At 70.3% G+C, this 22557-nt stretch carries 22 protein-coding genes; 14 read left to right on the top strand and 8 right to left on the bottom strand.

Annotated features, from left to right (window positions below; translation table 11 throughout):
* Positions 1 to 154: 154 nt before the first annotated feature.
* Both AB0J10_RS26735 and AB0J10_RS26730 read right to left on the bottom strand, forming a co-directional pair.
* Positions 155 to 1717, bottom strand: coding sequence for an alkaline phosphatase D family protein (locus AB0J10_RS26735; RefSeq protein WP_363065020.1), 1563 nt, complete (start codon positions 1715 to 1717; stop codon positions 155 to 157).
* Between the two features lie 360 nt (positions 1718 to 2077).
* A complete protein-coding gene (locus tag AB0J10_RS26730; RefSeq protein ID WP_363065019.1) occupies positions 2078 to 2908 on the bottom strand; it encodes an alpha/beta fold hydrolase in 831 nt (276 codons plus the stop codon).
* A gap of 263 nt (positions 2909 to 3171) precedes the next feature.
* On the opposite strand from AB0J10_RS26730, the gene AB0J10_RS26725 reads away from it, so the two are divergent.
* Entirely contained in the window at positions 3172 to 4053 is an 882-nt protein-coding gene (locus tag AB0J10_RS26725) for an RNA polymerase sigma-70 factor (protein WP_363065018.1), read from the top strand.
* Between the two features lie 302 nt (positions 4054 to 4355).
* Entirely contained in the window at positions 4356 to 5117 is a 762-nt protein-coding gene (locus tag AB0J10_RS26720; protein WP_363065077.1) for a GntR family transcriptional regulator, read from the top strand.
* A 25-nt stretch (positions 5118 to 5142) separates the two neighbouring features.
* On the opposite strand, the gene AB0J10_RS26715 is transcribed toward AB0J10_RS26720, so the two are convergent.
* The 3 genes from AB0J10_RS26715 to AB0J10_RS26705 all read right to left on the bottom strand — a co-directional run bounded on the left by AB0J10_RS26715 (position 5143) and on the right by AB0J10_RS26705 (position 8245).
* Entirely contained in the window at positions 5143 to 6300 is a 1158-nt protein-coding gene (locus AB0J10_RS26715) for an ROK family transcriptional regulator (protein WP_363065017.1), read from the bottom strand.
* Between the two features lie 111 nt (positions 6301 to 6411).
* Positions 6412 to 7062 carry a response regulator transcription factor gene (locus tag AB0J10_RS26710; RefSeq protein WP_363065016.1) on the bottom strand — a complete coding sequence of 217 codons (651 nt, stop codon included), beginning with the start codon at positions 7060 to 7062 and terminating at the stop codon, positions 6412 to 6414.
* Positions 7063 to 7066: 4 nt separating this feature from the next.
* Entirely contained in the window at positions 7067 to 8245 is a 1179-nt protein-coding gene (locus AB0J10_RS26705) for a histidine kinase (RefSeq protein ID WP_363065015.1), read from the bottom strand.
* A gap of 106 nt (positions 8246 to 8351) precedes the next feature.
* Between AB0J10_RS26705 and AB0J10_RS26700 the strand changes: the two genes are divergently transcribed.
* The 3 genes from AB0J10_RS26700 to AB0J10_RS26690 are packed head-to-tail and all read left to right on the top strand — an operon-like array spanning position 8352 to position 10498.
* On the top strand, positions 8352 to 9284 hold the full coding sequence (locus tag AB0J10_RS26700; RefSeq protein ID WP_363065014.1) for an ATP-binding cassette domain-containing protein: 933 nt from the start codon (positions 8352 to 8354) through the stop codon (positions 9282 to 9284).
* 1 nt (position 9285) lies between these two features.
* Positions 9286 to 10023, top strand: coding sequence for an ABC transporter permease (locus tag AB0J10_RS26695; protein WP_363065013.1), 738 nt, complete (start codon positions 9286 to 9288; stop codon positions 10021 to 10023).
* A gap of 40 nt (positions 10024 to 10063) precedes the next feature.
* Entirely contained in the window at positions 10064 to 10498 is a 435-nt protein-coding gene (locus AB0J10_RS26690; protein WP_363065012.1) for a hypothetical protein, read from the top strand.
* A 49-nt stretch (positions 10499 to 10547) separates the two neighbouring features.
* Here the strand turns inward: AB0J10_RS26690 and mug are convergent, their stop codons facing one another.
* On the bottom strand, positions 10548 to 11102 hold the full coding sequence (mug, locus tag AB0J10_RS26685) for a G/U mismatch-specific DNA glycosylase (protein WP_363065011.1): 555 nt from the start codon (positions 11100 to 11102) through the stop codon (positions 10548 to 10550).
* 13 nt (positions 11103 to 11115) lie between these two features.
* Positions 11116 to 12549, bottom strand: a complete 1434-nt coding sequence (purB, locus tag AB0J10_RS26680) for an adenylosuccinate lyase (RefSeq protein WP_363065010.1) — start codon at positions 12547 to 12549, stop codon at positions 11116 to 11118.
* Positions 12550 to 12848: 299 nt separating this feature from the next.
* Between purB and AB0J10_RS26675 the strand changes: the two genes are divergently transcribed.
* The 9 genes from AB0J10_RS26675 to AB0J10_RS26635 all read left to right on the top strand — a co-directional run bounded on the left by AB0J10_RS26675 (position 12849) and on the right by AB0J10_RS26635 (position 19148).
* Positions 12849 to 13739 (top strand): PE-PGRS family protein, encoded by an 891-nt coding sequence (locus AB0J10_RS26675; protein WP_363065009.1) that lies wholly within the window; start codon positions 12849 to 12851, stop codon positions 13737 to 13739.
* Positions 13736 to 14116 carry a hypothetical protein gene (locus AB0J10_RS26670; protein ID WP_363065008.1) on the top strand — a complete coding sequence of 127 codons (381 nt, stop codon included), beginning with the start codon at positions 13736 to 13738 and terminating at the stop codon, positions 14114 to 14116. Before AB0J10_RS26675 ends, AB0J10_RS26670 begins: the two co-directional genes overlap by 4 nt.
* A 193-nt stretch (positions 14117 to 14309) precedes the next feature.
* Complete coding sequence (locus tag AB0J10_RS26665) at positions 14310 to 14549, top strand: hypothetical protein (protein WP_363065007.1); 240 nt, start codon at positions 14310 to 14312, stop codon at positions 14547 to 14549.
* Positions 14549 to 15337 (top strand): DUF2637 domain-containing protein, encoded by a 789-nt coding sequence (locus AB0J10_RS26660; RefSeq protein WP_363065006.1) that lies wholly within the window; start codon positions 14549 to 14551, stop codon positions 15335 to 15337. The genes AB0J10_RS26665 and AB0J10_RS26660 overlap by 1 nt, the downstream gene beginning before the upstream one ends.
* Complete coding sequence (locus tag AB0J10_RS26655) at positions 15334 to 15639, top strand: hypothetical protein (RefSeq protein ID WP_363065005.1); 306 nt, start codon at positions 15334 to 15336, stop codon at positions 15637 to 15639. The genes AB0J10_RS26660 and AB0J10_RS26655 overlap by 4 nt, the downstream gene beginning before the upstream one ends.
* Before the next feature lies 1 nt (position 15640).
* Positions 15641 to 15964, top strand: a complete 324-nt coding sequence (locus AB0J10_RS26650) for a hypothetical protein (RefSeq protein ID WP_363065004.1) — start codon at positions 15641 to 15643, stop codon at positions 15962 to 15964.
* 76 nt (positions 15965 to 16040) lie between these two features.
* The gene (locus AB0J10_RS26645; RefSeq protein WP_363065003.1) at positions 16041 to 18092 is read left to right on the top strand and encodes an ATP-binding protein; all 2052 of its coding nucleotides are present in this window, start codon (positions 16041 to 16043) and stop codon (positions 18090 to 18092) included.
* Positions 18093 to 18303: 211 nt separating this feature from the next.
* On the top strand, positions 18304 to 18990 hold the full coding sequence (locus AB0J10_RS26640) for a DUF5753 domain-containing protein (protein WP_363065002.1): 687 nt from the start codon (positions 18304 to 18306) through the stop codon (positions 18988 to 18990).
* Positions 18987 to 19148 carry a DUF397 domain-containing protein gene (locus AB0J10_RS26635; protein ID WP_363065001.1) on the top strand — a complete coding sequence of 54 codons (162 nt, stop codon included), beginning with the start codon at positions 18987 to 18989 and terminating at the stop codon, positions 19146 to 19148. Before AB0J10_RS26640 ends, AB0J10_RS26635 begins: the two co-directional genes overlap by 4 nt.
* Positions 19149 to 19248: 100 nt before the next feature.
* Here AB0J10_RS26635 and AB0J10_RS26630 read toward each other — a convergent pair whose 3' ends face one another.
* Entirely contained in the window at positions 19249 to 22473 is a 3225-nt protein-coding gene (locus AB0J10_RS26630) for a phage tail tape measure protein (RefSeq protein ID WP_363065000.1), read from the bottom strand.
* Positions 22474 to 22557 lie beyond the last annotated feature (84 nt).

Genomic DNA, 22557 nt, shown 5'->3' with positions numbered 1-22557 from the left:
CATTCCGCAGGGAGCCGGTCCGGTCCCCGCCCACGGCGGCAACGGGCCCCGGCGTGCCCACGCAGCGAGCGGCGGGGGCAGGGGCACGGGGCCGCCCGCCGGCCCCGGGCGCGGCGCGCTCCCGGGCGGCCGGGCGGAGGGTGCCGCGCCGGGGTCAGCCGCGGCTCTGACCGACCCTGCCCGGACGCAGCACCCTGCTGAAGAGCACCGCGCCGCCCTCGGCCCGCAGCCGGACCGTCAACTCGCCGCTGTCACCGTCGATGTCGACCTCTCCGAAGTGCTGCGGCGACTCCATCGGTGACACATTGGCCCGCTCCGGCGCCCGCACGAACACCCGGTCCGGACCGAACGTCCCGTCCAGGGCGTTCGCCGGGAATCCACCCGCCGCGAGCGGGCCCGAGACGAACTCCCAGAAGGGGGCGAAGTCCTTGAAGGCGGCTCGCGCCGGGTCGTAGTGCTGGGCGGAGGTGTAGTGGACATCCGCGGTGAGCCACAGTGTGCCCGTGATCCGGCGGTGCTTGACGAACCGCAGCAGCTCTGCCACCTGCAACTCGCGTCCCAGCGGTGCTCCCGGGTCGCCCTGAGCGACAGCTTCGAAGTCCACCGCCCCGTCCGGGACGACCAGCCCCAGCGGCATGTCGGACGCGATGACCTTCCACACGGCACGCGACCGCGACAGCCCGCGCTTGAGCCAGGCCAGTTGCTCCGCACCCAGGATGCCGGTGGTGTCGTCGGCCTGCCTGCCCGGGGAGTTGGCGTTGCGGTACGTACGCATGTCCAGGACGAACACGTCCAGCAGCGGTCCGTACCGCACCACCCGGTGCATCCGGCCCTCGCGCCCACCGGGCCGCAGCGTCGACACCGGGAAGTACTCGCCGAACGCGCGCATCGCCCGGGCCGCCAGCACGTCCACGTCCTTCTCGGTGTAGCGCGGATCGTCGAGGATCTGGCCCGGGTACCAGTTGTTGCGCACCTCGTGGTCGTCCCACTGAGCCACCGTCGGGACCTGCGCGTTGAACCGTCTGACGTTGTCGTCCAGGAGGTTGTAGCGGAAGGTGCCCCGGTACTCCGCGAGCGTCTCCGCGACCTTCGCCTTCTCCTCGGTCATGAGATTGCGCCACACCCGGCCGTCCGGCAGCGTCACGCTCTCCGCGAGCGGCCCGTCGGCGTACACCGTGTCACCGCTGCACAGGAAGAAGTCGGGGTCGAGGCGCCGCATCTCCTCGAAGGCGCGGAACCCGCCGATGTCCGGGTTGATCCCCCAGCCCTGCCCTGCGATGTCGCCCGACCACAGGAATCGCACCCCCGCCCGGCGCCCCGCGGGGGCGGTGCGGAACGTGCCGTGCACGGGTTCACCGGTGCGCCGCGGGTCATCCGGGTCGGCCAGCGTCACCCGGTAGTGGATCTGCTCACCCGCCGGCAGACCGTGCAGTGCGGTCGTCCCGGTGAAATCGGTTCCCGGCCCGAGCAGCGGGCCGTGCCATCTGCGCGCACGGCGGAACGACTCGGTCGCCGACGTCTCCACGATCATCCGCGCCGGCCGGTCAGACCGGACCCACACCAGGCCCGACGACGCCGTGACATCGCCGGCCTGTACGCCCCACGCGGCCCCCGGCCTGCCCCGCAGGGCCTGGGCGGGAGAGGCCGCGGCACCCATGGTGAGCGCCGCCGACGCGGCAAGCGAACCACGCAGCACTGTTCGGCGGTCGTAGGACATCGGTTGCGCCTCCTGAGGAGAGTGGGCGGCGGCTGCCGCGCCCATGCCTGGGCCGTGTTCGGGTACCGGCGCCAACACCCGGAGGGGCGAGGCGCGACTACCCACACGGTGTAGCGGCCCGCGGCGGCCGGAATGCGAACCGCACGTGAACACCGGGCCGTTGGGTGCTACGGCCCGGGACCTCCGACGGCGTCCGACGCGCCCGCCGACGCACCGGTCGCGCCCCATGGCCCGGCACTCCGGTGCCTGCTGCGCGGGCCCACGGCACGCCACAGGCCGGGGCAGTGCCCCGGCCTGTGGCGGGGTGCTCCTCGGCACGGGCCTGCCGCAGCGCGGCGGGCCACGGCCGTCCCCGGCAGGTCAGCGGCTCCCGTCGAGGATGACGCGTGCGACGAGGGCGGGATCGTCGTTCATCGGCACATGACCGCAGCCGGGCAGGCGGACGAGCCGTGCACCGGGGATGGCCTGCTTGGCCCTGATGCCCTGGCGGTGCAGCAGCAGCCGGTCCCGGGCGCCCCAGGCGACGGTGACGGGGACATCGGGTACATCGGAGGTGAACCGTACCCGGCGGCCGGCGTCGAGCGTCTCGCGGAAACCGGTGGCGTCGCGCAGGGCCAGGGTCTCGGCCACGACCGCCTGAGGTGAACGGCGCCCGGGGCGGGCGTAGATGGTGCTGGTCAGCGCCGCCCGTCCGGCGGCGGTGCGGGACAGCCGGTTCAGCACGGGACCGGGCACCAGCCGGGCACCGCGGCGCATGGCGAGCAGCGTGCCGAAGGCGTACCGGCGCTCGCCCTCCGTCCAGAATCCGGCGGGGGAGAGGGCGGTGACCGACCGTACGAGCTTCTCCCGGCCGAGTTCGAGCGCGAGCAGTCCGCCGAGCGAGTTGCCGGCGACATGGGGCCGCTCGACGCCGAGCGACTCGCAGAGGGCGCCGAGCACGGGCACGACGGTGGAGAGGTGGTACGACATGCCGTGCGGCAGGGCGGGGGATGTGCCGAAGCCGGGGAGGTCGACCGCGATCACGTCGCGTTCCGGCGCGAGCAGCGGCAGGACCGGCTCCCACGCCTGCCAGTGGTGACCGATGCCGTGCAAAAGCAGCAGCGGTTCACCTGCTCCCAGACGCTCGTAGGACACCGACAGCGTGTGGGGTCCGCCGGGGGCGTCGACCGTGAAAGAGACCTTCGAGACCATGCTGCCGCTCCTGACGATGACTTCATATACGCGTTGTCAGCAACAATTACCGTCCAGTAGCACCCGGGACAAGAGGGCAGAGCGCAGGGATGCGTCTCAACGTGGTGGCCGGACCCGGGCGTTGGCGTCACGGACGGCGCCTCCTCGCTCCGCCGACCGGCGCCGGACCGCGGCCCGCAATCGCTCGCGGCGGCCGCGGATGTGGTCGGCGACGCACGGAAACCGCCTGGACAACATCGGTGCCGTGGGCTGGGATGAAGTATGTGGCAGGCGATACGGCGACCGATGTCTTCGAGACCCACCGCTCCGTGCTGACGGGAGTGGCCTACCGCATGCTCGGGCGCTTCACCGACGCCGAGGACGTAGTCCAGGAGGCATGGCTGCGGTGGTCCGCGGCGGACCGCTCCGACGTCCGCGAGCCCCGCGGGTACCTCGTGCGCGTCACCACCCGGCTCGCCATCGACCGGCTGCGGCAGGCCCAGTCGCGCCGTGAGGCCTATGTGGGGCCCTGGCTGCCCGAGCCCATCGCCACCCGTTCCGGGGGCACCGTCCCCGATTCCGCCGAGCGTGCCGAGCTCACGGAATCCGTCTCGCTCGCCGTGCTCGTGGTGCTGGAGTCCCTGTCGCCCCTGGAGCGCGCGGTCTTCGTGCTGAGGGAGGCATTCGGATTCCCCTACGGCGAGATCGCCGCCACCCTCGATCGCAGCGAGGCGGCCGTACGGCAGCTCGCGGGGCGCGCCCGCCGCCACGTCGAGGAGCGCAAGCCGCGGTACGACGTGGACCCGGCCGAGCGCCGCGAACTGACCGAACGGTTCCTCGCCGCGGCGACCGGCGGCGACCTCGAGGCGCTGCTCGGCCTGCTCGCCCCCGACGTCCGGCTCGTCGGCGACAGCGGTGGCAAGGTGAAGGCCCCGCTGCGCGTCATGGAGTCCGCCGACAAGGTGGGGCGCTTCCTGTTCGCCGTGGCCCAGCAGCCTCTCCCCGGCGCAGAGTTCCGCATCCTCGAACTCAACGGCGCCCCGGGCCTGCTGGTGCTGGCCGAGGGGCGGCCGGACACCGTCGTCCAGATCGAGGTCAGGGACGGACGCATCCAGTGCGTCTACATCGTCCGCAACCCCGACAAGCTCACCGCGCTCACCGCGTAGGCCGCGTCACCCGCCGGCGTCACCCGGCACGAGGTGCCTGCGGCGGGTGACGCCGGCGCCCTCCCTCGGCGTCACCTCGGCCGTGCGAACCGCCCGTTGCCGGGGCGGTGCCGCATGCGCCTTCCCAAAGCGGGAACGTCACGTGAACGCTCTGCGGCAACAGTCGATTCCCCTGTGTGACCAGCCCAGGATTGGTCTTGACCAAGGGGGTGGGCCGCCCTATGGTCGCAGAGTTAGTGCAGGAACCTTTAATAAACAAGGGCGCGAAAGCCGCCGGGGTCACGGCGATTGCGGAGGACAGGGTGGGGACCACGCAGCTGGAATCGGTGCCGGAACCGAAGTACTGGCACCTGAAGACCGTGATCGGCGAGGCACTCGACTCCGACTTCGCGGTCGGGGAGATCCTGCCCAACGAACGTGAACTCGCCGCCCGATTCGGCGTCGCGCGGGCCACTCTCCGTCAGGCTCTGGAGCAGCTGGAGCTGGAAGGCAGGCTGCAGCGCCGCCGCGGCGTCGGTACCACCGTCGCCCCGCCCCGCGTGGGGGTGGACGTCTCCACCTCACCGAACGACTGGCCCGGTGCCGCCGAAGATGCCTGGCAGGCCGTCGACTGCACACTGGCCGTGCCGCCCGCCGCCGTCGCGCGGGTACTCGACACGGAGAGCGACGAGTCCGTGCACATCGTGCGCAGGCTCCTCGTCCCGCACGGTCAGCCGGTGGCCGCCGAACTCCTCTACGTCCCGGGCGCCTCCGTGCCCGATCTCTCCGGGATCGACGCCCCCTCCGGTGCGACCCGCGCCCGCGGGGTGCTGCGTGAGCTGCAGCGTCTGACCCTCGAGGGCCAGGACCGAGCCGTCGAGCTCGGCTCGGCACGCGCCGATGACGCCAGGGAACTGGACCGTCTCCCCGGCGCGCCCGTCCTCCTCGTCACCACCCGGTACTTCTCGGAGGGCCGCACCGCCGTCGCGTCCGTCGCGACCTACCGTGCCGACACCTGCCGACTGACCTTCGGCGACTCGGGCGACCTGGAGATCCGGCACGACAGCCGGCGCCGCGCCTCCTGACCGCTGCCCAATTCACTCCACACTCTCAGCGCCGGGCCGTCGCAGTGCCCTCGACGGCGAACAGCTGCTCCTCCACATGGTCGAGCGCCAGCCGCAGCGCTCCCGTCGCCACAGCCGCTTCGCCGAGCAGAGAGAGAGCCACGCGGGGTGGTCGCAGACAGTAGCGGGAGAGTTCGTCCTGCAGCGGAGCGAGCACACCGTCCAGCCCCGCGGCCCAACCGCCCACCACGACCAGCTCCGGGTCGAGCGCGAGTACCAGCGCCGCCACATCGTGCACCAGGCGCTGGATGAACCGGTCGACCGCCGCCAACGCCCGCTGGTCACCCTCGCGGGCCTCCGCGAACACCTTGGCCACGGCCTGCTCGTCCAAGGGATGCAGTGGCTCTCCGGTCGTCGACAGGAGCGTCTCAGGAGTGACGTCCCTGCCGAGCAGATGCAGAGCACCGATCTCGCCGGCCGCGCCGCCGTAGCCCCGGTGCAGCCGCCCCCCGATCAACGAACCCGCCCCGGGGCTGAGTCCCGCGAGGACGAAGACGATGTCGTCCGAATCCGTCCCCGCCCCCTTCCAGTGCTCGGCCACGGCAGCCGCGTTGGCGTCGTTCTCCACCAGAACCGGGCACCGGAACGACCGCCTCAGCCGCTCGCCCAGGGCCAGCCCCGTCCAGCCGGGCAGCGCGGTGCCCAACCGGACCGTGCCGTCCGCCTCGACGATGCCCGGTGTGCCCACCCCGACCGCGCGCAGTGAGCTTCTGGCGACCCCGGTCCGCCGCAGTACATCGGCGACGACGGTGCGGACCCGTTCGAGGCGGTCGTCCGCGCAGGCGGTCTCGCCCACCTCCCGGGAGCCGGCCCCGATGATCCGGCCGTCGAGACCCGACAGCAGCGCGGCGACCCGATGGGGACCGATCTCCACACCCAGGAGATGTCCTGCCTCGGCACGGAACCGGAACCGGCGTGCCGGCCGGCCCTGTCTGCGGGCCTCGCCCTCGTCCGGTCCGGTCTCCACGACCAGTCCGGACGCGACGAGCCCTTCAAGGACGCCCTCGACGGTGGGCCGGGACAGACCCGTGGTCCGGGTCAGATCGGTGAGAGTGGGGGAGCCCGATCCCCGCAGCGCATGGAGCACCACCGCGGAATTGATCCGCCGCAGCAGCGACGGGTCGCCTCCGGTCAGCCGGCCCACGGTGTGTCCTCCCAGCTCGTACGCGTGTCTGGCGGATCGTACTCAATGGCGGCAGGACGCGGCGAGCACTCCGAGCGATGCCTCGGGGCCCCGGAGATGCGGCATCCTCGGTCAGGTCGGGGCGACGAAACCGGACTCGTACGCCGCGATCACCGCCTGGGTGCGGTCCCGGGCGCCCAATTTCGCCAGTACGGCACTGACATGGGTCTTCACCGTCTCCGTCCCCACCATCAGCTCCGCGGCGATCTCCGCATTGGACATGCCCCGTGCCATCAGCCGCAGCACCGTGCCCTCCCGCTCCGTCAGCCCTGCCTTCTCCAACGCTGCGCGTGCCGTGCTGTTGCCGTACTCGGCCGCGAGGGAACGCACCGCAGCCGGGAACAGCAGGGACTCTCCCTCGGCGACCAGGCGCACCGCGTGCACGATCTCCGTCGGCCGGGCGCGTTTGAGGAGGAACCCGTCCGCTCCCGCACGCAGCGCTTCATACACGTACTGGTCGTTCTCGAAGGTCGTGATGATCAGGATCCTGGGCGGTTCCGGAACGCTGCGGAGCACCACGCGCGTCGCCTCGATACCGTCGAGGAGCGGCATCCGGACGTCCATGGCCACCACGTCGGGGCGCAGGCTCCGCACCATCGGCAGCACGGCTGCTCCGTCGGCCGCCTCACCGACGACGGTGATGTCGGGCTGTGCTTCGAGGACCGCGCGCAGTCCAGTACGCACCAGGGGTTCGTCGTCGACCAGGAGAACGTTCACGGACACCACGTCAGCGTATTCCGTCCAACGGAAGCTTGACGCATACCTTCCAGCTTCCTTCGTGCGGGCCCGAGCGCGATTCGCCACCGAGCAGCACCGCCCGCTCGCGTATGCCCCGCAGACCGCTGCCGACTCTCGTTCTTCCGACTGCTGCAGGAAGCGGGTTGGTCACCTTCATCTCCAGACTCCGGTCCATGACTGCCACCCTGACCCGAAGGGGAACGGGACCGCAGTGGCGCAGGACGTTCGTCAGCGCCTCCTGGAGGATGCGGTAACCCTCGCGTGACACCGGCCCGGGCACGGTGTCCAGGGCCCCCGTGAGCGAGGCGTCCACCTGTGCCCCCGAAGCGCGGGCCGAGTCCAGAAGACGATCGGCCTCCGCGAGCGTGGGCCGCGGACCGTTCCTCCCTCCTGATGCGCGCAGGACCGTCAGTACGCGCTCGAGATCGTCCATGGCGGTACGGCCCGTCTCCTCGATCGCCGCAAGTGCGCGCTCGGTGAACCCGACGTCCCCGGCAGCCCGCGCGGCTCCGGCCTGTACCACGACGATGGTCAGTGCGTGCCCGATCGAGTCGTGCAGCTCCCGGGCGATCCGATTGTGTTCCAGCAGCAGTTCGGTACGGGCTTCGAGCGCGGCCAGCCGCTCGGCCGCGGACGGCCCGAGCAACCGGCGCGCGACGGCCGTGACCAGTCCGCCCAGCCCTATGATCACCACCGGCAGTGCCAGCAACGGCAGCGGAGCCAGCGCCCAGTACAGCCAACGCGGTCCCGTCACGGGCGACAGGAAGACCTCACCCGGCGCAGACCCGCCGGCGACCCGGACCAGGTCCACCGTGAACATGGGCAGCCGCACCGTGGCGAAAGCCGTCGCCACCGCGAGTACTGCCCGTGTCTCCAGCCACAGCACCGTCCGCCACCGGTCCGTCCAGGAAGCGGCGGGACCGACGGTGATGCTGGACTGCGGAACGTCCCGCTCCTCCCGCACGAGCATCAGTCGTGCCTGCAGCCCCTCGGCCGTTCGGACCGAAGGCACGAGCCCGAGCAGCAGCGGGAACAGGAACGGAACGAGGACCATCGGACCGGACGGGAACGTGAACAGCCACACCGCGTAGACCAGCACAGGTATGCACAGGTGCAGCCACCGGGTGTAGGTGACCGACCGGAACAAGAGCCGGAGGAATCGTGACATGCCGCCATCGTGTCAGCGCCTTGATCGCCTGGCCTCCCCCGCACGGGGGAAGCGAACCCCCGCTCCGAGGGAGCCGTTGGATCCGTCCCAGGGCCACGCTGAACCCATGGAAACGATCGACGTTCTGCAACTCACCAAGCACTACGCCGGGGTCCGTGTCGTGGACCGGCTCACCTTCACGGTGCGCCCCGGACGGGTCACGGGATTCCTCGGCCCGAACGGCGCCGGCAAGTCGACGACCATGCGCCTCGTCCTGGGCCTCGGCCGCCCGACTTCGGGCAGCGCCACCATCGGCGGCCGTGCCTACGGCTCGCTCCGCGCACCCCTGCGCCATGTCGGAGCCCTGCTCGATGCGCACGCCGTGCACGGCTCGCGGTCGGCCCGGAACCATCTCCGTTCCCTCGCCGTGGCCAACGGCCTTCCCGATCGTCGCGTGGAGGAGGTGCTGGACGGAGCCGGACTCACCGAGACCGCAGACCGCCCGGTGGGGGAGTCCTCGCTGGGCATGCGGCAGCGACTCGGAGTCGCTGCCGCACTGCTCGGCGACCCGGGGGTGGTCATGCTGGACGAGCCGTCCAACGGACTCGACCCGGAAGGCGTCGTCTGGATCCGTGGACTGCTCCGACGGCTGGCCGCGGAAGGGAGAACGGTCCTTGTCTCCAGCCATCTGATGAGCGAGACCGCCGCGTTCGCCGATCATCTCGTCGTGCTCGGCCGTGGACGGCTTCTGGCCGACATGTCCATACGGACGTTCCTCGACGCCGCCGGTCCGCCACGAGTACGGCTCCGCACGACCCAGCCGGCGAGACTGCTCTCCGCCCTGACCCGACGAGGGCACTCCGCCGAGTCGGGCGAGGACGGACACGTCAGTGTCGTAGGGCTCAGGGCGGAGGACGTGGGCATCCTCGCCGCGGGCGAAGAGATACCCGTCCTCGAGCTGACGGATGAGCGGCTGTCGCTGGAGGAGGCGTATCTCCGGCTCACCGCTGCCGACGCGCAGTTCGTCAGCGGCCCTCCGTCGACCCGTCAGGAGGTGTGAGATGTCGACCATCGCCGTCATCCGCTCCGAGTGGATCAAGATCAGATCGCTGCGGTCGTCCGCTGGTTCGCTGCTGGCCGTCCTCGGTGTCACGGTCCTCCTCGCCGTGCTGGTCAGTGCCACGGTCGGTCAGGCCGAGGCGCGCAACGCCGGCCACGACCCCGTGTTCGGTTCCTTCTACGCTGTGAACTTCGGGCAGATCGCGGCCATCAGTTTTGGAGTGACCGCCGTGTCGCCCGAGTACCACGGCGGCGCCCTGCGCATCTCACTCTCGGCCGTGCCCGACCGGACACGCTTCTATGCCGCCAAGATGACGGTCGTCGGTGCCCTCGCCCTGGGTGTGGGGATCCTGACGACGTTCGCCACGTTCCTGTCCGCGCAGCTGTTCATGGGCAGGTACGCGATCGGACTGGACGAGCCGGGTGCCTTCCGCGCGACGGTCGGAGGCGCTATCTACCTGGCTCTGCTGGCTCTGCTGGCCGCTGGTACGACGACCGTTCTGCGCAGCGGCACGGCCGCGTTGAGCATCCTCATACCCTTCGTCCTCATCGTCTCCTTCGTGGTGGGTGACACGATGGGAAGTGTCGCGGACTACCTGCCGGATCGGGCCGGGCAACTCGTGCTGCACCAGCACTCGGACGGATCCATCGGTCCTTGGACCGGCCTGATGGTGACGGCCGCATGGGCTGCCTCCGGCGTGCTTGCCGGGTGGTGGGCGATCCGCAGAAGGGACGCCTGACAGTCCGCCACATGTCAGTGGGGAAAGGTTTACTGGATCCATGACCATCGCACGGCATCTGGCCACCATCGACCTGCTGCGGTCCCGGCCCTTCCCCGCGCAGCCGGTCCGGTCGGACGTGGGCACCAGTGCCCCGGGCTACCACACGGCCGAGCTGAGCACGAGCGAGGAGTTCTGGGACCAACGGTCGCACATGGAGGTCGTGGGGGAGCAGTACGAAGCGGAGCGAGAGGCGCTCGCCACCGTGCTCAGCGAACGGTGGGGCCGGCCCCAGGTCTTCAGCCTGAGTTCGATGTTGACCAGATCCGTCGAGGAGGAGCACATACCGCAACCCTGGGGTCTGCTGTGTGCATCGGTGCCGGATGTGCATCTGTGGCAGGTCGACGGACAGTGGGTGGTGCTGGGAGTCTCGAAGTGGGACACCGAACTCCCCTACCAGCTGCTGGCAGTCGTCACCGAGATCGATCCGCCGTAGGGCCGATTCCGCGTTGTGACCCCGCCTGCGGGAGCACGTCGTCCCGGCGTCAGGACCGGGGCGATTCCGCGGCCGTTCGCAGCCGCCCGTACTCCTCCGCCATGGTCTGCAGCGTCCAGTGGGCGTTGAGCCCGCTGGGGTTCGGCAGGGCCCAGATCCGGGTGTCGCCGATCATGCGGTCCTGTGGGCCGATGCGCGCCCCGCGTTCTCCGAAGGCCGTACGGTAGGCGGTTACTCCCGCGACCGCCAGCCAGCGGGGGCGACAGCGCTCGACCTTCTCCCTCAGGATCCGGCCGCCCTCGCGGAACTCCTCGTCGGACAGTTCGTCCGCCCGCGCGGTGGCCCGGGCCGCGACATTGGTGATGCCCAGGCCGTGGGCCAGCAGTTCGTCCTGCTCGGACGGCTTCAGTTGGCGCGCGGTGAAGCCCGACGCGTGGAGCACGGGCCAGAAGCGGTTTCCGGGCCGGGCGAAGTGGTGCCCGGTCGCTGCCGTCATCAGTCCGGGATTGATGCCGCAGAAAAGGACGGACAGACCGTCCGCGATCACATCGGGAACGAGGCGATCGCGGGCGGCCTCCAGCTCGGCGGCGGTGATCCGGGGCATATGCGGGACCGGATCAGAGGATGGAACCGGGCGTGTACGCGGCGGCCTCCGGGCGCTGCTTGGTGATCTCCTCGATCCGGGAGACCACCGAGGCGACCTGAGCGCTCGCCGCACCGGTGAAGGACAGCCTGTCCGCCATCAGCGCGTCCAGCCGGACGCGGTCGAGCGGAATGCGGTCGTCGGCGGCGAGCCTGTCCAGCAGCTCGTTCCGCTCGGCGCCCTGCTCACGCATGGCCAGGGCGGAGGCGACCGCGTGCTCCTTGATGGCCTCGTGGGCGACCTCGCGGCCGACACCCGCCCGCACGGCGCCCATCAGCACCTTGGTGGTCGCCAGGAACGGCAGGTACCGGTCGAGCTCGCGGGCCACGACCGCGGGGAAGGCCCCGAACTCGTCGAGCACGGTCAGGAAGGTCTCCAGCAGACCGTCGAACGCGAAGAACGCGTCCGGGAGGGCGACGCGGCGTACGACCGAGCACGAGACATCGCCCTCGTTCCACTGGTCGCCCGCCAGTTCCCCGGTCATCGATGCGTAGCCGCGCAGGATGACCATGAGGCCGTTGACGCGCTCGCAGGAGCGGGTGTTCATCTTGTGCGGCATCGCCGAGGAGCCGACCTGACCCGGCTTGAAGCCCTCGGTGACGAGCTCGTGCCCGGCCATCAGCCTGATCGTCTTCGCCAACGACGACGGGGCGGCGGCGAGTTGCACCAGCGCCGTGACCACGTCGTAGTCCAGCGACCGCGGATAGACCTGACCCACGGAGGTGAAGGCGTGTGCGAAGCCGAGATGACCCGCGATGCGCTGCTCCAGCGACTCGAGCTTCGCGGCGTCCCCGCCGAGGAGGTCCAGCATGTCCTGGGCCGTGCCTACCGGGCCCTTGATGCCGCGCAGCGGGTAGCGGGCGAGCAGCTCCTCCACCCGGGAGTGGGCGACCAGCAGTTCGTCGGCCGTCGTCGCGAACCGCTTGCCCAGTGTCGTGGCCTGCGCCGCGACGTTGTGGGAGCGTCCCGCCATCACCAGCTCCGCGTGTTCGGCGGAGAGCCTGCCGAGTCGGGCCAGCACGGCGACCGTACGGTCCCGCACCAGCTCGAGCGAGAGCCGGATCTGCAGCTGCTCGACGTTCTCGGTGAGGTCGCGGGAGGTCATGCCCTTGTGCACGTGCTCATGCCCGGCGAGGGCGTTGAACTCCTCGATCCGAGCCTTGACGTCGTGCCGGGTGACCTTCTCCCGCTCGGCGATCGAGGCCAGGTCGACGTCGTCGAGGACCTTCTCGTAGTCGGCGAGGGCGGTGTCCGGCACCTCGATCCCGAGGTCCTTCTGCGCACGCAGCACAGCCAGCCAGAGCTGACGCTCCAGCTTCACCTTGTGCTCGGGGGACCACAGCTCGGCGAGCTCAGCAGAGGCGTAGCGGCCGGCCAGGACGTTGGGGATACGAGGCTTTGCAGTCACGTGTACGGAGTTTACCGTCCGTCCATACAGGCTCCGTACCGTCCACGCCACGTAGGAACGTACAGGTCAGCGCATTCCCGACCTGAATACGGGCGCCCGTCCGTGAGATGAGTGTGAGACGGGCGCCCGCTCTATCGCCTCGCTGAAGACCGGTGTAGATGAGTCTGAGCGAATGAGTTGAATTTAGGTTCGTGTAGACCTATAGTCGAGTCACTGGCCCCGGAAACGGGGCGACCCCGGCGGGCGCTGGAACGCCGAACCGGGGCCTAGATCCGATCCCTACGCAGAGGGAGCGAACCATGAGCTTCACCGTACCGTCCCCGGACAAGGGCACCGCTACGTCCATCCCGGCCAGCTTCCGCCCGTCGGGTGCGCCGCTGCCGGGTGTCCCCGCGCAGCCGCAGTCCGCTGAGGAGGCGGCGGTCCGCCGTTCGGTTGGCGCGCAGTTCCCGAAGGTCGCCGCGTTCCTCGCCGAGGAAAGCGCCCAGCCGGCCGGCCGCACGTTCACCTACCCGCTGCTCGGCGGCGGGACGCTGACGGCCACGTGCCCGAAGTGGTGCACGGCCGACCACACGAGCGACGCCGAGCGCGGCATCCACCCGTCGGACCTGTGCCACGAGGGCGACGAGATCGCGCTCGAGATGACCACCGAAGAGGGCACCACGGACCGTATCCTCGCCGCCCGCATCATGCAGTGGCCGTTCGCCAGCGGCGACGGCTCCGCCGACCCGCACATGGCGCTCATGCCCGAAGCGGGGAACGGCGAGGCGCTCGGCTACCAGACCCCGGCGGAGGTCAACGCGACGATCCGCCAGGTCGAGGCCCATCTGTTCGCGCTGCGGCAGCTGAGCGAGCAGCTGGCGGAGGCGCGGGCTGTCGAGCACGCGGCCTACGTCGAGTCGCTGAACCGCAAGGCGCACCTGGGTCCGGTCCATGCGTGGCTGAGCCTGCACCCGGACGACGTGCAGACGATGCCGATCGCGTACCTGATGAAGGCGTTCGGGGCGGAGGTCGTCGAGGTCGAGCCGGGCGAGGTGGGCATCGAGGGTGAGCTGTCGTCGACGGGCCCGGAAGATGTCGTGATCGTGCTGCCGCGGATCCTGACGCAGATCCTGCGTGAGAGGGCCGTGCGCCGGCTGCTGCTGTCCCACCTGCTGCGGTACCAGCCGCGGAAGCAGTCGGGCGAGTGAGCGCCGCCGAGAAGATGGTGACGATCCCCACCGTGGATCACGGAGACGTGACCGTCCCCTGCCCTGCCTGGTGTACGGGTGAGTTCCACCAGGCGGGCGGACACAGGGTGGACATCACCCATTCGAGCCCGGAGACGGAGCTCACGGTGCCCACCGGCACCGGGTCGGCCGTGCTGCTCCGGTTGACGCTCGAGCAGCGGCCGTTCACCGAACGCCCGCCGCGGGACGTGGTGTTCGCGTCGGTGGAGGTCGACGGGGACCGGTACGCGTGCGACCCGGCCCAGTTGGATGAGCTGGCCCGGGGCCTGGTCGAGGCGGCCCCGCGGCTGCGGTCGATGGCTCGCCGGCTGGCTGTGCTGAGGGAGACGGGCCGGTGAGCAGTCGCTGGCCTGTCCGCCGGCCGACCGAGTCCGCGGCTCTGCGTCGTGTGGCTCGGTCGGCCCGGCCCCTTGCCCCGGTTCCCGCCCTCATGGCGGCCCTGATTTCTGCTGCCGCTGCCGATGACCGGCACGGCGCCAACCTGGCTGCGCACCTGGTCGTGCGCGCCGCTATCGGAAAGGTGGGCGAGTGATGGCCCGCAACATCCTTCGCGCGTTGCACCACGTAGCTACGTCCCCGTCGCTGCTGCAGCTGCTGCTCGTCGTCGCGGCCGTGACGCTGCTCGCCCGCCAGGCGGCCGCCGCGCTGTTCGTCGCCTGCGTGGCGGCGGTCGTGTGGGCGGAGGGGGCGCGCGCTCAGCGGTCCTCGCGTCCCGTCCCGTCCGGCTGCCCGCTGTGCGCCCGAGCCCTGCGCCAGAAAGGAGACGTGTGATGAAGCGCTTCGATCCTTCCCGGGCGCTGGCTGTTGCCGCGGGTGTGGTCATCATCGCCCTGACCGGTGCCGCGTTCTGGCTGTCCTACGCGCATCTCGCGGAGGTGGCGCTGGGGCACGGTCTCGGTGAGGCGGAGGTTCGGGCGTGGGCGTGGCCGGCTTGTCTGGACTTGTTCATCATCGCGGGCGAGATCATGTGGCTTCGGGCTGCTCTCGCGCACCGGGTGGACTTGTGGGCGATCGGGCTGACGGCGGTCGGTTCGCTGGGTTCGATCGTGCTGAACGTGGCCGGGGTGACGGGTGTCCGGGATCCGGGTGCGGTGCCGGTGCTCGACTATGTGGTGGCCGCGGTGCCGCCTACGGCTGCGCTGCTGGCGTTCGGTGCGCTGATGCGGCAGGTCCACCAGGCCCTCGCCGAGCGTGTCGAGGTGACCGCCGATCACTTTGCCGCTGGTGGCAAAGTGACCGTGGAGCGCGTCGACGACGAGCCGCTGCCGGTGGTCACTGCCCCGGTCATCGAGCTGCCGCCGGTGTCACCGGTGTGGGACGACTTCGCTGCCAGCAAGGTGACCGCCGCCGTACCTGCCGATACCCCCCGCGAGGTGGTCACTGAGCAGATCACCATCACACCGTCCGACCTGCGCCGGAAGGCCCGTGCCATGCACCGGCAGGTGGTCAGGGACGGGGGCCGTGGGGTGACCATCGACCAGCTGCGGGAGTCGTTTGGTCTGTCGCGCCGTGAGGCCACCGAGCTGCGTCGTGAAGTGGTCACCGAGGTGGCGTCGTGAGTGACCTGGAGAAGGCCGCCCGGGAGGCGGTCGAGGCGCAGGCCAACAGCGAGCAGCTGGCGCTCGTCATGGCCGTGCTGCAGGCACAGCAGCTCGTACAGCAGCAGCCGGCTGCGCGGCCGGCGCCGGTACAGCGTTCGTCGGTCAGCCCGGCGGCGTGGGTCGGCATCGGCGTGGGTGCCTCGGTCTTCCTGATCACGGTGGCCGTGTCCGCGGTCGCCGTCGCCATCAGCGCGGTGGCGCTGACAATCTGCGTCCTCGTGCTGCGCGGCATGTGGGCCGACTACCGGAAGGGCAAGTGACATGGCTGACCGCATCTACACGAGCTCCGAGCGCCGCCGCCGAGCGGGCCTGATCCTCCGTGGCTCGAAGAAGGCCCTTGCCGGCATCGAGGACGCCCGGATCGAGAGCGCCATCGACCGCATCGACACCGCCGCGTCGGAGCGGTTCGGCCGTGAGGCCGCTGCGGCACGGCAGCAGCTGGAGCAGGCCAAGCAGGCGACGGCCGCCGCGAGGGTCGCGGAGCGGGCGGCGAAGCGCGAGGACCGGCAGGCCGCCCGGAAGGCGCGTGAGGCCGCGCAGGACACCGAGCGACGGGCCGAGCGGGCCGCACGTCGCTACCAGTAGCCATGCCGCGGGGCGGCCCATCCCTGCCAGGACACCGGGCCGCCCCGCTCCATCCCCATAGGAGGACAGGGCAATCATGACCGTTGTTGAGCTGTTCAAGGAGCCCCAGGCACCGGCCCGGTCGTCGTCGTGGCGCCGCGCGGGCCGCCGGGTTCGGGTCGTCGTCACGCACGACCGCACCCGTACCGCCGGGCGCCTCGCTGTACGCCACGGCAGCTTCGTGGTCGGCGGGACGAAGGTGGTCGCGAAGCGTGCGTGGGACGGCCGCTCCGCTGCCCGGTACGAGCGGATGATGCGGGCGGCTGAGGCCGCGGGGAACATGGACCTGGCGAAGGAGTGGGAGGAGCGCGGGCGGGCGTTCCGGGGGGCCCGTCATCAGCGGCGCATGGATCTGCTGATGGCCCCGCAGAAGGCCGCCAAGGGCGCCCTGGTGGGCGCCGCGGCCGGTACGGGCGGGCTGCTCGCCCTGGGTGGCGTGATGGCCGTGCACAGCGGCGAGCTCGCGGACGTGGCGGTGCCGCTGATGACGACGATCGAGCTGGTGCACTGGCTGGTCGTCATCGCCGGAATCGTGTGGGGCCCGGCCGTCGCCCTCGCCCCCTGGCTGTTCCTGGCCGCGGTGTGGGCGGTGGGCCGCCGGCAGCAGACCGCACCCCAGTGGGCGCTGCCCGCCCGGGAGCGGGACCACGGCGGGCCGATCATCCCGTCCATCGTCGTCGTCGCCCTGCGCGACCTCGGTGTGGCGCCGCTGAAGAACGCCATCAAGGACATGGGCGAGACCGCGGCGCAGCTGCTCGGCCCGATCACCCTGGCCGGCTGCGGTGTCGAGGTCGACGTGACCCTGCCGATCGGGGTGAGCACGGAGGAGGTGATGAGCCGGCGGCGGAAGCTGGCGGAGAACCTGAACCGGCACGAGCACGAGGTGTACATCAGCGTCGCCCCCGCCGCGCGCACGGTGCGCCTGTGGATCGCCGACAGCGGCGCCCTGGACGAGCCGATCGGCCCGTCGCCGCTCGTGCTCGACGAGACGCTGACCGCCGACTACAAGAACGGCCGCGCCCCGTGGGGTGTCGACCTGCGCGGCGACGCGGCCATGCTCACCCTGTACCAGAAGCACGTGCTGGTCACGGGCCTGTCGAACCAGGGCAAGACCGCCAGCCTGCGGGCCCTCGCCTTGTGGCTGGCGCTCGACCCGACGGTCGAGTTCCGTCTCGCTGACTTGAAGGGCGTCGGGGACTGGCGCATGTTCTTCGGCCTGGCGACGGTGCTCATCGAGGGGCCGACGGACGAGCACGTCATCGCCGCGACGGAGATGGTCGAGGGTGCTTTCGAGGAGATGCAGCGCCGTACCTTGTCGGGCCGGAAGGACTGGCCGCCGCTGGTCGTCATCGTCGACGAGGCACAGGTGGCCTACGGCTGCGGCGCGGTCGGCGTCGACAAGCGCCCCTACGGCGGGGCGAAGGCGACCAGCCGCTACTTCCGTGCCGTGAAGGCCATCCACGACCAGGGCCGCGCGGTGAACGTCACCATTTGGGAGGGCACGCAGGACCCGACGAACGAGAACCTGCCGAAGCGGTCCCGCGAGGGCAACCACATCCGTGCCGCCCTCGTACTGGGCACGGAGGCGCAGGCGAAGATGGCGCTGGGCGAGAACCCCGTGGCTGCCGGCGCAGCCCCGCACAAGCTCCGCCAGGGCGTCGACAAGGGGCAGCTCGTCGTCGCGGGCGAGGGCCTGGAGATGGCCGCCGGGCAGGTGTCGGTGAACGTGCGGACGCACTACATCAGCGACGAGCAGGCCGTGGAGATCGCCGACCGGGCGAAGACCCTGCGCGCCGGGGTGGCGACGGTGTCCCGGCTCGAGGTCGCCGCGCCTGTCGACGCGCTCGCCGACATCGCCGCCTTGCTCGGCAACTCGCCGCGGCTGCGCACCCAAGAGGTCCTGCAGAAGCTCGCGGAGCGGAACCCGGGCCAGTACCGGGACTGGACGTTCAGCGACTTGCGGGACGTCCTCGAGGCCGCTGGGGCGGCCCCGTACAAGTCCGACGGGAAGATGGTCGTAAGCCGCGAAAGGGTCCTCGAGGCCATCGCGGAACGGGACGACGAGCAGAGGGAGGCCGCGGGGAGGTAGGGAGTTCTCCCTGACCGCCTCCCTGAACCCCAATACCCGGGCTGATCTGCGCAGATGAGAGCGCAGGGAGGCAGGGAGGCTCCCCTGCGGCAGGCGTTCAGGTCCCGGATCGCGACAAGTTCGGCGGGCCCTGAACGCGATCAACGGTGTGACCGTACCCACACAAGGAGTAGCGTTGACCACCCATCAGGAACCCATCGGAGGAGAGCCGATGCCCTCACGGAAGGAAGCCGCCGACATCGTCCGCGGCACCCGCGACCCGTCCAAGGCCGGCCTATGGCGGGCCGCCCGTGACGAGACCCACGCGGACCACATCGACCGACTCATGCGGCTGGAGAGCGCCGCAGACTCCATCCAGGCATGGCACCCCACCCTCGTCCCCGGGATGCTGCAGACGTACCAGTACGCGCTCGAGGCCATCCAAGCCGCAGCACCGTCCCTGCCCGCCGAGCAAGTCGCGGACCGGGCCGACGCTCGAGGCCGGCGGATCGACGCACTCGGCTACGGCCCCAACCGGCGGGCCTGGTTCGTCATCGACGAGCAAGTACTGCGGCGGCCCCTCGGCCACCCGGCCGTCCTCGTCGAGCAGCTGGAGCACCTACTGAACCTGGTCTCGCTGCGGCCCTCGGTCACGATCCAGATCCTGCAGTCGAGCAGCCCCGGACACCCGGGCCTCGCGGGCGCGTTCACCTGGTACCGGGTCGCCCCGCAGAAGGCCGTGTTCGTCGAGACGCTGACCGGCAGCATCATCTCGACCCGCCCGGAGGACATCGCCGCCTACTCGCACGCATACGATCACATCCAGGCCAGTGCGCTGTCCCCGGCGGCGTCACTGGAGTTGATCGACTCAGCGAGGAGAGCGCTGTGCACGGAGATGAGCATGACCTGGTCTGGGTGAAGTCGACCTATACCGACAGTGGTTCCTGCGTCGAGTGGGCGCGTCCCGTCGGTGGGGTGCTGGTGCGGGACTCCAAGCGCCCCGCAGGCGCCAGGATCCCCGTACAGCCGGCCGCGTGGGCGGCCCTGGTCGACTGGGCCAAGACGCACGAAGTGTGAGCAGACGGGAGCCCCCGCCGCAGGAGAGTTGCGGCGGGGGCTTCGTCGTGTCCGGACACGTCCATCATGCCCGACCGGGGCCTGCCGGAAGGCCCCTCGTCTAGTGGTTGTAGCCGCGGTACCCCCTGATCTTGACCACTGCTGCGCGCAGCGTCGTATCGACACGCCCCTGAGCCCGGCCGTCGACGTAGGCGTCGAACTCCCGTTCGCCGACGACCAGGCGCAGCGAGTCGCCCGCCTGCAGACCGCCGCCGGCCTGCGCCAGTCCAGCCCGCGCGACCTGCCACTGCCGGGCCGTGAGGATCGCCTCCGGATGACCGGTCGCGTTCACCGCAGCCGTGACCCCCGGCTGGAGCCAGCCGCCCGAATCGAACTTCTTCGCCGGAACAAAGCCGTACCGGTGCGTGAACAGGCTCGAGCTGTAGCCGCGGGCGCGCTTACCCACGACCACCCCATCCCCGCCCCTGCTCTCGACGTTGACGCCGCCGAGCGTTCCCGCCGTGTGCCCGACACCGGCGTTCGTGATACCGATCCGAAACGGAGACGTGGCGTTCTGCGCCCACCCAGCCGGCGCCGTGCCGCCCTGAAAGGCGAACGTCGACCAGCGGCGGGAGTTCGGCTTGATGCCCCGGAGGATGTTCTCAATGGCACCCATGAATCCCGAGCAGTCGAATCCCGCCGGCCCCGCGCTGCCCCAGATGTAGGGCTTGCCGTTCTGCGCCCGCGCCCACTTCAGGGCAGCCTGAACCCGCGGGCCCCCGACCCCGCCGCCCGCGCCCCGCTTGTCGGCCTCCTTCGAGTAGCCGAAGATCGCGTCCAGGATCTTGGTGGGGATGCGACGGATCATCTTCCCGAAGGCCGTATCGGCGCCCGGGAAAAGGCTCAGCATCGGGTCGACGACGTGCTTCACGCCCGCCCGCGCCGACGCCTCCAGGCCCTCCTTCAGCCACGACGCCAGCTTCTTCGCGCCCTCCCATGCCTTCGATCCGACGCCGGCCGCGGTCTTCCCGATCCAGCCGAAGATGCCGCCGTCGGCGAACCGCTGCGTGGTCGGGTTCCCGCCCAGCGTCGGAGCCAGAGCCTCTCGGACACCCTTCGCGCCGCGGGACTTGGCGACCCGGTTCATGAGGGCGACGAACCCGGGGCCGACCGCACGAGTCCACTCCGGGCGCATGATGGCCTCACCGCCGGACAGCTCAAGACCACCGCCAGTGGTGGAGTAGAAGCGGTGCACATCACGGCCCGGCGTGTAGCCCGGCAGGACACCACCGGACGCGAAGCCCTTCGGCAGACTCATCGTCTTGATCGGATCCGCCCCGAACGCCGTCGCGACCTTGTTCCACGTCGGCACGATGCCCTTGTTGTAGACCGTTTCGATGATGAAGCGGACAGGCTTCTTGGCGATGTCCATCACCTTGTCCCACGCCCGCTTGATGAAGCTCTTGGCGTCCTCGAAAGAGTCGCCGACCTTCTTGATGCCATCTTTGATGAATCCGAACGCCGGCTTCAGAGCCTTCTCCCACAGCCACTTGGCCTTGTCGCCGATCCAGCCGAAGACGGGCTTCAGCACGTTCGTCCACAGCCAGTTCGCCGCGCCACCGAGAGTGTCGAACGTCTTCTTCGCCTCGCCGAACGCCGGCTTCAGCGCGTTGTTCCACAGCCATGACGCGGCCTGCCCGATCCAGCCGAACACCGGACTGATCACCGTGTTCCACAGCCACGACGCAGCCGTGCCGATCGCCGACAAGGCCGTACCGAACGCCGAGAACACCGGCTTCAACACGTTGTTCCACGCCCACGACGCGGCCGTCTGAATGCCCTGCCATGCCGACATGACGATGTTCCGGAACGTCTCCGACTTCTGCCACGCCACCACCAGCGCCGCACCCAGAGCGACCACGGCGATAGCCACCAGCGCGATCGGATTCAGCGCCATCACCGCATTCAGCAGAGCCTGAGCCGCCGCCCACCCCTGCGTCACCACCGCAATCCCCTTGGACGCGAACGAGTACACCGACATGACCCCGGTCACCAGGCCGGTAGCGATGGCCTGCGCGTTCAACGCCAGCGTCAGACCGCCGACCAGCAGACCAAGCGGCGCCAGGACGACACCCCACTCACGGAACCAGTTGATGATCCCGGACACCGCCTCGCCGGCCGCCCGCACACCAGGCCCCAGGTTGTCGTTCAGCCAGTGCGCCACGTCCCGGATCACCGGAAGGACCGTGCCTCCGAGAACGTCGACGAACCCCTGTTTCAGGCCGCGAACGAACACCTCGATCTCGTGCGACGGGCCCGACCGGATCGTCTCCCCGACCTTCGACGCGGCCCCGCCGACATCTCCCAGACCCTTCGCTGCGACAGACGGGTCCATCGCCAGCAGCGCCTTGCCCAAGTCTTCAGCCTGGGTGCCGAACAGGGCCACGGCCACCTGTGACTGCTTGACGGGGTCCTTGATGCCGCGGAGCCGGTCAAGGGTCAGGTCCAGCGTCGCGTTCGCTGTAGCGCCGCCCTTACCGAACCGCTTCGCCATGTCGTCCGCGTTCAGCCCCAGGGCCTTGAAGCCGTCCGCGGTCCCCTTCGACCCATCCACGGCGCGGATCGAAAACTCCTTGATGGCGTCAGCAGCAACGTCGGCGTCACGGGCGCCGCCACGGATCGCCTGATTCAGCAGGCCGATCGCGGTAGAGCCGTCCAAGCCAGCCTTGCGGAACTGAGTGCCGTACTCGTTCAGGGTGTCGAGGAAGTCGCCGCCCTTGTCAGCGCCCGACTGCAGCCCCCTGGTGATGAGGTCGAACGCCTCAGAACTGTTCTTCGCCAGACCCGTCCGGATCATCTGCGACACGGCGTTCGTCACGCCGCCCAAATCCTGGCCGAACACCTTCGCCACATCGGACGCCTTCGTCGCGATGGCCTGCAGCTGCTTCGTCGTCGTCCCCGGCGGCGCCAGACCACCCTGAACAACAGCCTTGATCGCGTCCGCCGCATCCTGGAACGAACCCGTCACCCCAGACGCGTACAGCTTCCCCGCAACCTTGCCCTGAGCCGCGGCAACCGTATTCGACGTACCCAACTGGGCCTGCAGCAGACTCTTCGCGTTCAGCTGGCCCATCGCATCCGACAGACCCTTGACCAGAACAGCGCCCGCGGCAACCGCACCCGCAGCCACGCCCAGCTTCAGCTTCTCCGAGAAGCTGCCGCCGGCTGACTGCCCGGCGGCGTCACCAGCGGCGGCGGCAGGCTGGGACAGCTGGCGCCGCAACTCCTGATCGACCCCCCGCATACTCGGGATGATCTGGAGTACAGCGAACCCCACATTGGGCATCGGCTGCCTCCGCCCTATCGCTCGATCGTCTTGTAGTAAGTCTACAAGTCCAGCGATCTGCGTGTCTGCGTCTGATCTGCAAAA

The sequence above is a fragment of the Streptomyces sp. NPDC049887 genome (genome assembly GCF_040656535.1).
Taxonomy (GTDB): domain Bacteria; phylum Actinomycetota; class Actinomycetes; order Streptomycetales; family Streptomycetaceae; genus Streptomyces.
The sequence above is the reverse complement of the archived record's forward strand: the minus strand, read 5'-3'. Positions and strand labels throughout refer to the sequence as shown.